Below are 11,355 nucleotides of genomic sequence, written 5' to 3'. Positions count from 1 at the left end.
TCTCTAACCAGGACGAAGAGTCCTCGCCCGCGCACTCCGATCCGGCAACCTGCGGGCTCGCCCGCGGCGGCAAGCAAGGGGGCGCCCGCTTGCTTGCCGCGAATGGTTGCGTCCTCATCGAATGCGCAAACGGGGAATTGACCAATCGCTCGAGGCATCGCGGCGGCAGGCGGGGCGCATGGGCCCCGGTGCCGCGTTCGACGCTCCCTCGTCCGGCGGATCCACACGCCGGAGCACCGCCCTCTCGGGGGCAGCCGCCCTGAGTTAACGACAGGTTCCGGCAAGAGTTGAGTGCGAATACAACATTTGTGCCGTGTATCGGCAAATCAAGCGGCGGTTGGCCGGATGAAGCGTCGATGCCCGCCGCTTGGCCGGGCGCGTTTGCCGCACACGGCGGACCGGCGGGAATGGCTTCCTGATACGTCGCGGACAACGGAGCGAGCAGGCCAGCCTCGGCCGGCGTGGCCGGTTTCCGGTGTGAACCGACCGACGCCCGAACGCGACCGTGCGGATAGCGGGGGCGGCTACGGCCGGCCGCGTCGGGCGGCGAACCTGCCGGGTTCCAGCGCCGGCTCGCGCACGCACGCGGCCGCTCGCCGTCAGGCGGCCAGCCGTTTCGGCTCCTCGACCTCCATGACGCCCTCCCCGCCGCGCCCCGCCTTTCCGTGCATCGACGCCAGCAGGGAGGCAAGCACGATCAGCCCGCCGCCGATCGACGCCGGCACGGATACGCGCTCCCCGAGCCATGCGTATGCGAACAACGCGCCGAACACGGGCTCGCTGCCCATCAGCAGCGCGACGCGTGTCGGCGTGCTGCGGCTGACCGCGTAGTTCTGCACGAAGAACGCGAACAACGTGCAGCCGGCGACCAGATAGGCGACGATCATCCAGAAACGCGCATTCCCGGCGAACGCCGGCAGCGGCTGCCATTCCGACCTCGCGACGCTCAGCGCGAGCAGCGCGCAGCCCAGCGACACGACGCCGGCCTGCACGGCCGTCATCGCCAGCGGTGAAACGGCGCTCACCTGCATGACGCGCTTCGTCGCGCACACGTTGATCGCGCGCAACAGCGCGGCCAGCACCACCAGCGCATCGCCCGGCGTGAGATGGAATCGGCCGCCGCCGAGCAGAAAGGCGCCCAGCACGGACAACCCGGTCGCCGCCCACTCGACACCGGCCGGCGCACGTCCGAGCCACGCCCATTCGACCAGCGGCGTCATCACCACGCACAGGCTGATCAGAAACGCGGCATTCGATGCGCTCGTCATCCTCACGCCGAACGTCTCGGCCAGGAAAATCCCCAGCAGCACGCACCCGGCGCCGACGATCCTGCCCCACTGGGAACGCGACAAGCCGCGCAGCGACCACAGCGCGGGCGACAGCAGCACGAACGTGATGCCGAAGCGCAACGCAAGCAGGCCCAGCACCGGATAGACGAGCAGCGCGCTTTTCACCACCGCATAGCTGGTGCCCCAGATGAAAGCCACGACGAGAAGCAGCAGATCGGCGGAAACGCCGGACCGGAAGCGCATGACGAACCTCCCCTACGAAAGGTCCAGATTGTCCGATAGTGCATTGGCGGCGATAATCCGGTCGCAGGGAATACGTCCTGTGCGCCCGGCGCACAAATAGACGCGACACCCGGATCAGCCCCGCTCCCCCATGACACCGACCGAACTCATCCCGTTGCTGCCGGATCTCGCGACCTTCGTGCAGGTGGTCGAAGCCGGCAACTTCTCGTCGGCCGCGCGCCCGCTCGGCACGACGCCTTCGACGGTCAGCCGGCAAGTGCAGCGGCTCGAGCGGGCGCTGGGCGTGCGATTGTTCGAACGCTCGACCCGGCGCATCCGGCTGACGGAGTCCGGCATGCAGGTGTATCGCCACTGCCGGGACATGCTGGACGCGGCGTCCGGCGCCGTCGACGCGGCAAGCCAGCTGACCGCGCAGCCGCGCGGGCGGGTCAGCATCAGCGCGCCGATTTCGCTCGCGAAAAGCCTGATTCATCCGAAAATTCCCGGCTTCCTGCGCGCCTACCCGGAAGTGGAGGTGCAGGTCGTATTCGACGACCGGGAGGTCGATCCGATACGCGATCACGTCGACCTCGTCGTGCGGCCCACCCCGACACCGCCGCAAGGCCTCGTGGCGAGGCAGCTCGGCACGGTACGGTGGATGCCGTGCGCATCGCCCGGCTATCTGCGCGCACGCGGCCTGCCCGCCGCGCCCGGCGATCTTGCGCGACACGACTGCCTGTATCTCGGCGATACGCCGGACGACCATCAATGGACGTTCCGGCAAGGCAACCGCGTGGAAACCGTCGAAGTCAGAGGCCGCTATATCGCGAACGACGTGAGTGCCCGGCGCGAGGCCGCGCTGGAGGACTGGGGCGTCGCGAGCCTGCCGGAGTTCGCGATCGGGGACGACCTGCGCGCCGGCACGCTGGTACACCTGCTGCCCGAATGGCTGTTCGAGCCGCGCGCCTACAGCGGGCCGGTCTGGTTGCTGTATCCGCCGAACCGGCTGCTTCCGCCGAAAGTGCGGGTGTTGATCGACTGGCTGGTGGAGCAGTCCGGCGGCTTGCGCGGTTGAGCCTGCGCGCCGTAACGCTTTCACGCTTTCACGCTTTCACGCTTTCACGCTTTCACGCCTTCACGCCTTCACGCCTTCACGCCTTCACGCCGAAGCTCACGCCATGCGGCGCCGGCGTCAACTCCCCTGCTTCGTCGCCACCAGCGGCCCCACGAACTGCTCGAAGTGCGGCAGCCAGATCGGGATCGCCGTCTCGACCGAGAACATGCCGTGACCGTTCTTGCCGAACGGCGGCTCGACGATCATCTGCCCGCGGCCGCCCGCCGCCTGAAACGCGGCGAACCAGGTCGCCACGACTTCCGGCGCGAAATACTTGTCGTTCTGGACGTAATGCCACAGCACCGGCACGCGCGTCGTGCCCGCGAAGTGCGCGATCGTGTCGGCCATCTGCTGCGGATCGCACGGCTGGCCGGGATGGGTCGTCGGGTTCCCGCCCCGGCCGCCCGAGAAGTTCACCACGCCGACCACCCCCGGCGGCGCATGGCTTGCCGCCGCCAGCGACGCGAAGCCGCCCGCCGATTGACCGACCAGCACGACGCGGTTCCGGTCCACCTGCGGCAGCGCCTGCGCGTACCGGACGGCCGCGAGCACGTCGCGCGCGGCCTGCTGGCCCGCGGCGAGGTAATCCGGGTGCCGGCAGGAACCGGCGTCCTCCTCGTCGATGCCGCCCGTCGCCCCGTACCCGCGGCGGATCGGCACGATGACCGCGAAGCCGTGCTGCACGAACGTCCGGATCTGCGGCAGCGCGCGGTAGCGGCCCACCTTCGGCCGGTCGCCCGGATCGGGCGGGCTGCCGTGGCTCAGCACGATCAGCGGAAAGGGCCCGGGGCCGTCCGGCATGTAGGTGGTGGCGACGATCTCGCGCGAACCCGCCTCTTCGCCGAGTGGAACCCTGACGACGGTTTCGTGCAGATCGGCGGCGATGGACGTATCTTCGGTCGCCGTCGACGCGCAACCCGCGACGAAAACGACCAGCGCGCCCGAGACCAGCCACCCGCACAGGCGGGCGGCGATCCGGCTTCGACGAACGGCGATGCTCATGAGCGATCTCTCCACGAATCCCGGGATGCCTGCCGCCGTCACGCGCGCGGCGAAGCCGACAGTGTATCCGGGCGGCTACGCGGCCGCACCGCGATCGCGATCGCCGCCCGCCGTCACCACCGGTAGCTGAGGTCGCCCGTCACCGTCAGCCGCGTGCCGTAAAAGCATCCGCCCGCCGAAAAACACGACGACACATAGGTCCGGTCGAACAGGTTGTTCACGTGCGCGCCGATGCGCCACCCCTTCCACGCGGGCCGCTCGACGCCCAGGTCGTACGACAGCCCGAGGTCGAAGAGCACGACGGCCGGCACGTCGAACGTGTTGACGTTGTCGCCCGCGCTGCGCCCGATATAGCGCACGCCGCCGCCCACCTTCAGCCCGCGCAGCCCGGGCCGGTCGACCGCGTAGTCGAGCCACAGCGACGCGAGATGGCGCGGCACGGCCGCCACGCGCTTGCCGACGACGGTCGGATCGGTATCGGCCTGCACCGTCGTGTCGAGATACGTATACGCGGCGATCACGTCCAGCTGCTTCCATACGCGCGTGCGGCCCTCCAGTTCGATGCCGCGCGAGCGCACTTCGCCCGTCTGCACGTTGAAGAACGGATGCTCGGGATCGGCGGTGAGCACGTTGCGCTGGCGAATGTCGAACGCGGCGACCGACGCGGTGTGCAGCTGGTCCGGCGACTGGTAGCGCAGCCCGAGCTCGAACTGCTTCGCCCTCGTCGGCGTGAACGGCTGGCCGTCGAAGCGCGTGCCGAGCGCCGGCTCGAACGACGTCGAATAGCTCAGGTACGGCGCGAAGCCGTTGTCGAACAGGTAGACCGCGCCCGCGCGGCCGGTGAACGCGCGCGCGCTCTGCTGCACGCTCGACGCGTGCAGCAGGTCGTCGGTGGTCGTGCGCGACCATTCCTGGCGCCCGCCGAGCGTGAAGACCCAGCGATTCCAGCGCACCTGGTCCTGCAGGTAGACGCCGATGCGGTCGGGCGTCTGGCGGGTCTGCTGCGAGACCGGCGGCACCGTGAACGGCTGCCCGTAGTCGGGCGCACGCGTATCGAGCGGCGGCGCCGCGCCGAAGCCCGAGCCGACGAGGTTCGCCACCGCATGCTCGTACGACAGCCCGGCCAGCACCGTATGCTCGACCGGCCCCGTCATCACGCGCATCTCGGCCTGGTTGTCGAGCGCGAGATGGTTCACGTGCTCGCGCGACCACGACAGCGAACGGTTCAGTACGCCCGGCGACAGATAAGGCATGAAGAAATTGACGGCCGCGCCCTCGAAGTCGACGTCGAGGTGCGTATAGCGCACGTTCTGCCGGACCTTCCACGTCGAATCGAAACGATGCTCGAACGCATAGCCGATCATCGCCTGCGTGCGGTCGTACGTGTCGAAGCCCGGCAGCCCCGGATAGAAGCGCGTCGGAAGCCGCCGGCCTCCGTCCTCCCACAGCGTGCCGAGGGCCGGCAGCCAGCCCGCGAAGTTGTTGTGCGGATCGCGCTGGAACGAGCTGAGCAGCGTGAGGCTGGTGTCGGCGTTCGGCTGCCACGTCAGCGACGGCGAGACGACGATGCGCTGCTGCTTCGAGTAATCGATCTGCTCGTCCGCGCGGCGCGCGAGGCCGTCGATCCGGTAGCGCCAGGTGCCGTCCTGCGTCACGGGCCCGCTGAAGTCGAACGCGAGCTGCCCGCGATCGCGGTTGCCGGTCTGCACGGCGATCAGGTGCTGCGCGTCGCGCGTCGGCCGCTTGCTGACCATGTCGACGATGCCGCCGGGGCTCGCCTGCCCGTACAGCACCGACGCGGGGCCGCGCAGCACGTCGATGCGTTCGAGCGTCCACGGATCGACGACGCTCGCGGCCCAGTTGATGCCTTTCGGCAGCGGCAGGCCGTCGAGCATCTGCGGATTGATCGCGGCCGCCGCGAAGCCGCCGAAGCCGCGCAGGAACACGCTCTCGAGCACGCCGCCGGGGCGCGAATCGGAGTAGGTGCCCGGCGTGTAGCGCAGCGCGTCGCCGACGCTGTGCACGTCCTGCTGGTCCATCTGTTCGCGCGTGACGACCGACAGGCCCTGCGGGACCTCGACGATCGCCGTGTCGGTCTTGGTGCCCGCGCGCGAGACGTCGGCCGCGATGCCGCGCACCGGGCCGTCGCCCGTCTCGCGCCGCCCGTCGACGACGATCGGCGCGAGCAACGGCGCCTCCGCGGGCTCGCCTGCGTCCTGCGCATCCTGCACATCCCGCGCCGCCACGGCAACCGGCATGGCGGCCGCACAGGCCAGCGCGACCGCCCAGCCCGGCGCACGCCGCCATGCCGCGCGCGACAACGGAATTCCAGGCCGCGCACGGCGGCCGGTGTGTAATTGACTCATATCGGGTTATCCGAAAATCGGGGACGGACGTCGGCGAATCCACCGCGCCCGCGGGTAGGGAGAAGGGCCACCGTTGCAACGGCGGCCTCGACTGAACAGCAAATGGGAATCATTTACGCCGTAGCGGCGCGGGTAAATGCCGGTAGACGCAATCGACGAATGTGCGGCGCGCATGAATGAATCGCCCCGCTATTCGTCTGACGTTAACAAAATGTCATGTATGAATGTCGTTATCCTGAACGACCAAATAAATGATCCGATGATAGGATAGTGTCACTCTCAAGTTTAAAGTGACCCACGCAATGTCCAGCCTGCCCCCGGCCACCCGGCACTCCCTCGTCGATTCGGCAATCGAGATCCTCAAGTCCAATATCACGTCGGGTATCTGGCGCGTCGGTCAGCGCATTCCGACCGAACTCGATCTCGCGAAGCAGCTCGAGGTCGGGCGCAACACGGTGCGCGAGGCGGTGCGCACGCTCGCGTATTCCGGCGTGCTCGAAGTGCGCCAGGGCGACGGCACCTACGTGCGGCGCAACGTCGATCCGGCCGAGACGATGCGCAACGTCGATCGCGCCGCGCGCAGCGACCACCTCGAACTGCAATGCATGCTCGAAACGGAATGCGCGCGCTACGCGGCGCGCCGGCGCACCGACGAGGATCTCGCCGCGTTGCGCAAGCTGCTGAAGGCGCGCGGCGAGCGCGAGGCGGCGCGCGACGTGAAGAAGTTCGTCGAGCGCGACCGCGCGTTCCACATCGCCGTGGCCACGGCATCGCACAATCACGCGCTCGAAGCGCTGTACCGCTACTTCTCGGGCTCGATCCTCGCGAACGTGGAAGACGTCCTCGTCGAGCTCGACGAGGCCGAGATTCCCGAACCCGACATGCAGGCGCACCAGGCGGTGCTCGATGCGATCGAACAGCGCGACGAGAACAAGGCGGTGCGCGCGACCCTCGCGATCCTCAAGCCGCAGATGACCTGGCTCGAGACCCGCGAGACGCCCGCCGCCTGACGACGGGCGCGGCGGGCGCTACGCGGCAACCGCCTCGATCACGTCGATCTGCCCGTCCGGCGCGGAGCGCACCCCGGCCGGACGCCAGCCGGCGGCGCCGAGCAACGCCTCGTATTCGTCACGCGTGCGTTCGCGGCCGCTGCCCCAGCACATCATGTGGATGTCGTAGAGCTTCGAGAAATGCGCGACGCCCGGGGCCGGCACGACCCGTTCGATCACGAACACGCGCGCCCCGTCCCGGGCGCTTTCACGCGCCCGCTTGAGAATCGCCACGCACTCGTCGTCGTTCCAGTCGTGCAGGATCAGCTTCAGCAGGTAGACGTCGGCCGCCGGCACCGCCTCGAACATGTTGCCGCCCGCCTTGCTGCAACGCGCGCTCACGCCCATCCGCTGCGCCCAGCCGTCGGCGTCGCCTTCGATCACCTCGGGCAGGTCGAACACGACGCCGGTCAGCGCCCCGAACCGCCGCAGCAGCGTGCACAGCATGTGCCCCTGGCCGCCGCCGATGTCGCACGCGTGCGCGCCCGGCGCGAACGTCACGTCGCGCAGCGCATCGACGACCTGTTCCGACTGCACGGTCGAGAAGCTCGACATCGCGCGCTTGAAATCGGTGCGGTAGCGCGCGTGATCCTTCGCATAGTCGAACGCCATCGCGCCGAACTCGCGCACGAAGCCGTTCTGCTGCCCCTCGCGCACCATGTCGGGCAGGTGCGCCCAGATCGCGTAGTGCTCGGGGCCCTCCTGCAACAGCACGAAGTCGCGCAGCGTGCTCGCGGCGTCCGCGTGCAGCAGCGCTCCCGACTCGGTGGCCCTGAAGCCGCGGCGCACATCCTCGTCGAGCAGGCCGAGCGACGCGAGCGCCCGCAGCAGCCGGTACAGCAGCGGCTCGTCCACGTCGAGCCGCGCCGCGAGCGCGGCCGACGAGACCGGCGTATCCGTCGTCACCTCATCGAACACGCCGAGCCGCGTGCCCGCATACAGGATCCGGCTGCGCCATCGTCCGAACAGCGTATCCAGCACCTGTTTTGCCGCATTTTCCATAAAGCACTCCTCAACATGTTCCGATCGCGCCGGTGCGTGATGCACCGCGCGATCGCATCGTCAACGCAGCACGCGGATCACTGCTCGTGCAGGAATTCCCGGATCGGGTAGCCGACGTGGCGCTGCGCATCGAGCGTGTAGCCGAGGATGCGGTCGCCGCGCTTGAGCTCCGTGATGTTGTGCACGCTGCCCTTCGGCCCGAGCACGCGCACGTGCCAGTCGTCCTGCGCGATGATGTTGATCGCGCGGTTGGCGGCGTTCTTCGCCTCGATCAGCAGCAGCGGCCGCGTCTCGACCTTCGCGCGCCCGACCACCACGCGGCGCGCCTTGCCCTGCGCGTTGACCGCGAGAATTTCCGCGCCCGATTCGAGCTCGGCGAGGTAGCGCGTCCGGTTGTCCGGTGCGACGACGTACGAATGGAGCGCGGCCGCGTTCACGCGGAACGGGCGCGTCGGCATGTACGGCAGCGGGTGCGTCTCGCTGCTGATCAGGATCATGCCGGTCGAGTACGAGCCGACGAGGATGCCTTCGTCCTGTTCGAAACGCGAGCACGTATCGACGCACACCCGTTCGCCCGGCCCGAGGTGCGTGAGCCCGACGATCTCGATTTCCTCCAGTTGCAGGTCCTCGACCGTGTCGCTGCAGATCGACACGAGCTGCGTGGCCTGCCCGACTTGCGTCGGCGTGAGCAGCACGCCCTCGGGGCCGCGCTGCAGCACGTTCAGCGTCACTTCCGCGTCCTCGAGGTCGGCGACGACGGTGATCAGTTCGCCCGACGCGCGATCGGCGGCGGCCAGCAGGATTTCGAGCGGGATCTTGCTCGGATCCTGCAGGAACTCGACGAGCAGCCACGGCGTGACCGTCGACAGCTCGCAGGCGCGCGTGAGCGTCGTCTCGCCCGTCACCTCGATGAACACGCCAAGCTCGACACCGTCCGGCACCGCGAAATCGACCGGCAAGCCGTCCTTCACGAGGACGATCTGCACCTGCTCGAGCAGCGCAGCGTCGACCGGCTGGCGATCGACGACCGCGACCTTGCACGCGCTCGGAGGCAACCGCCCGGCCTGCTCCGCATCCTTCACGACGAATGCGGACACGCCGACATGCAACGCCTCCTCGGTGATCTCGTCCGCGAGCTCGCCGATGTTGCGCAGGTCAATCCAGGAAAGCTTCTTCAAGGCCAATCTCCTTCGATGGGGATAACGCAGGTTGAGGGACAAGACAAGGATGAAACTAGCGGCTGACGGAGACGGCCGAACGCGACGCGGCGGCCCTCATCCGGCAATCCACCCAGCCGACGCCCGGCTCATGGCCCGCAAGCCGGAAGCCGGGCGCAACATCGGCAAGACCGACGCAGGCGCCGTCGTCGGTTCGCACCCGTACCGCGCCGTCGCCGCGCATCACGACGCGCACGTTCGCGCCGGACGCGCTGCGCGTGTGCAGCGCGACGAGCGGCGCGGATTCGATCCGCACGCGGCCGACCACGATCGCGCGCGTATCGCCCGCCGGGTCGACCGTGAGGATCCGTTCGCCCGAACGCAGCCGTGACAGCTGGCGGGTGCGGTCGCCGCCGCAGAACACGAACGATTCGGCCGAGCCCGCGTCGATGCCGAACGCGAGCGGCCGGCCCGGCGCGCGTGCGGCGCCGGCGGCAACGAGCAGCAGGCCGGTCGCGCTCGCGCCGGTCAGCACGCATTCGTCGCCGTCGAGCTGCGAGCAGCCGTCGATCACCGCGTGCAGGCCGACGCCGATCGGCTCGACACTCTGTACTTCGAATGTTTTCAGTTTCAGCGGCTCGCGCGGGCGCAGCTCGCCGCACGCGGCCAGCATCCCGCGCAGCGCGGCCGCATCATGCGGCGCGAACGCGATGTCGACCGGCGACTGCTCGAGCCGGCTCGCGAGATAGGCCGCGGCGTGCGGATCGGCCAGCGAGACGACGATGCGGCATGCGGCGGCGCCGGCCTGCGCGAGCAGCCGCTCGAGCGGCACCGTGGTCGCGAGTGCATAGTCGAGCAGGACGAGCGCATGCCGCGCGATCGCCGCGCGCGCGGCCTCGAAGTCGGCCGCGCCGCCGATCCGCACGCAAACGCCCGCGAGCGGTGCATGTGCGTCGTCGGCCAGCGTCACGACGCCCGCCGGCGAAACGGCCAGTTGCGCGGCCGCGCCGGCCGCGTATGCGTCGCGGTCGGCCTCGGCCACCACGAAGCGGCGCGCGCCGGCTCTCGCCGCATCGGCCGCGACGGCGCCTGCCTGCGCGCCGAGCGCGCGCAGGTCGATCCACGGATAGCGAAGCATGGAAACCCTCGATGATCGAAAGAAACCGGGCGCGACGGCCCGGCGTGCCGGATCAGGCCGCCAGGTGCGCGGCGCGCCGCTCGACGCCGTGCACGGCGTCGGACAGGCGGCGGATCAGCGGTGCGGCCTTCGGCGCGGCGAACACGTTGCGGCCCGCCGCGATGCCGAGCGCGCCCGCATGCATCACGCGCGACGTGAACGCGACGAACTCGTCCTCCGGCAGCTTCGCGCCGCCCGCGACCAGCACCGGCAGCGACGAGCCGGCGATGATGTCGGCCATGCTCGCGGCATCGCCGCTGTACGGCAGCTTGACGATGTCGGCGCCGAGATCCGCCGCGACGTTCGCCGCATGGGCGATCAGTTCGGTCTGCGGACGATCTCCGAGGCCCGGGCCGCGCGGATAGATCATCGCGAGCAACGGCATCGACCAGCGCGCGCACTCGGTCGCGATGCGGCTCAGGTCGAGCAGTTGCTGGGTTTCCGTCCTGGAGCCGAGATTCACGTGCACGCTGACCGCATCCGCGCCGCTCGCCACGGCGTCCTCGACGCTCGCGAACAGCGTCTTCGCGTTCGCGTCTTCCGCGTAACGCGTGCTGCCGTTCAGGTGCACGACGAGCGCGAGATCGCTCAGCACCTCGGGCGACAGGAAACGCGCGCGGCCCCGATGCACGACGATCGCGTCGCCGCCGTGCGCGGCGATGTCGCCGACGAGCTGCCGCAACTGCTGCGGATGGGCGATCGGGCCATCCGCGAGCGAATGGTCGAGCGGCACCATCAAACACTTGCCCGACGCGGCGCGCACCACGCGCCGCATCCTGAGCGCCTTGCCAGAAACCGATAGAAGAGAGTTCATCCGTGATTCCTCGCCAGAAATGGAGAGGCCGGCCCGTTCGACTTCAGCCTGCCCCCGGGGTGCCCGCATGCGGGCGGAACTGGAGCAACAACCGAGCAACGCTTGCAGCAACTCTTGCAACGTGTAAGACTTGCATAGACCCAATCATCCTATGATTGGATCA

Annotated in this window: 9 protein-coding genes; 2 read left to right on the top strand and 7 right to left on the bottom strand. The window is 69.2% G+C overall.

Translation table 11 applies throughout. The annotated features are described in order from the left end of the window. Positions 1-599 precede the first annotated feature (599 nt). On the bottom strand, positions 600-1,532 hold the full coding sequence (locus GQ57_RS16500) for a DMT family transporter (protein WP_063934575.1): 933 nt from the start codon (positions 1,530-1,532) through the stop codon (positions 600-602). A 130-nt stretch (positions 1,533-1,662) separates the two neighbouring features. Here GQ57_RS16500 and GQ57_RS16495 point away from each other — a divergent pair, with 130 nt between their 5' ends. After that, positions 1,663-2,586 (top strand): LysR family transcriptional regulator, encoded by a 924-nt coding sequence (locus GQ57_RS16495; RefSeq protein WP_034198425.1) that lies wholly within the window; start codon positions 1,663-1,665, stop codon positions 2,584-2,586. Between the two features lie 117 nt (positions 2,587-2,703). Here GQ57_RS16495 and GQ57_RS16490 read toward each other — a convergent pair whose 3' ends face one another. Beyond that, positions 2,704-3,627: an alpha/beta hydrolase family protein gene (locus GQ57_RS16490; protein WP_052001344.1), complete on the bottom strand. Its 924-nt coding sequence runs from the start codon at positions 3,625-3,627 to the stop codon at positions 2,704-2,706. A gap of 113 nt (positions 3,628-3,740) precedes the next feature. After that, complete coding sequence (locus tag GQ57_RS16485; protein ID WP_235212768.1) at positions 3,741-5,993, bottom strand: TonB-dependent siderophore receptor; 2,253 nt, start codon at positions 5,991-5,993, stop codon at positions 3,741-3,743. A gap of 302 nt (positions 5,994-6,295) precedes the next feature. On the opposite strand from GQ57_RS16485, the gene GQ57_RS16480 reads away from it, so the two are divergent. Next, a complete protein-coding gene (locus GQ57_RS16480; protein WP_031401585.1) occupies positions 6,296-7,003 on the top strand; it encodes a FadR/GntR family transcriptional regulator in 708 nt (235 codons plus the stop codon). 18 nt (positions 7,004-7,021) lie between these two features. Here GQ57_RS16480 and GQ57_RS16475 read toward each other — a convergent pair whose 3' ends face one another. From GQ57_RS16475 to GQ57_RS16460, 4 genes are all read right to left on the bottom strand, one after another. Then, positions 7,022-8,044: a methyltransferase gene (locus GQ57_RS16475; protein WP_034198424.1), complete on the bottom strand. Its 1,023-nt coding sequence runs from the start codon at positions 8,042-8,044 to the stop codon at positions 7,022-7,024. 77 nt (positions 8,045-8,121) lie between these two features. After that, positions 8,122-9,222: a 3-dehydroquinate synthase II family protein gene (locus tag GQ57_RS16470; protein ID WP_031401583.1), complete on the bottom strand. Its 1,101-nt coding sequence runs from the start codon at positions 9,220-9,222 to the stop codon at positions 8,122-8,124. Positions 9,223-9,277: 55 nt separating this feature from the next. Beyond that, positions 9,278-10,339, bottom strand: coding sequence for a 3-dehydroquinate synthase II (locus GQ57_RS16465; RefSeq protein ID WP_034198423.1), 1,062 nt, complete (start codon positions 10,337-10,339; stop codon positions 9,278-9,280). Between the two features lie 52 nt (positions 10,340-10,391). After that, entirely contained in the window at positions 10,392-11,192 is an 801-nt protein-coding gene (locus GQ57_RS16460; RefSeq protein WP_031401581.1) for a 2-amino-3,7-dideoxy-D-threo-hept-6-ulosonate synthase, read from the bottom strand. Between the last annotated feature and the right edge of the window lie 163 nt (positions 11,193-11,355).

The organism is Burkholderia sp. MSh2, assembly GCF_000731655.1.
GTDB lineage: Bacteria > Pseudomonadota > Gammaproteobacteria > Burkholderiales > Burkholderiaceae > Burkholderia > Burkholderia paludis.
The sequence above is the reverse complement of the archived record's forward strand: the minus strand, read 5'-3'. Positions and strand labels throughout refer to the sequence as shown.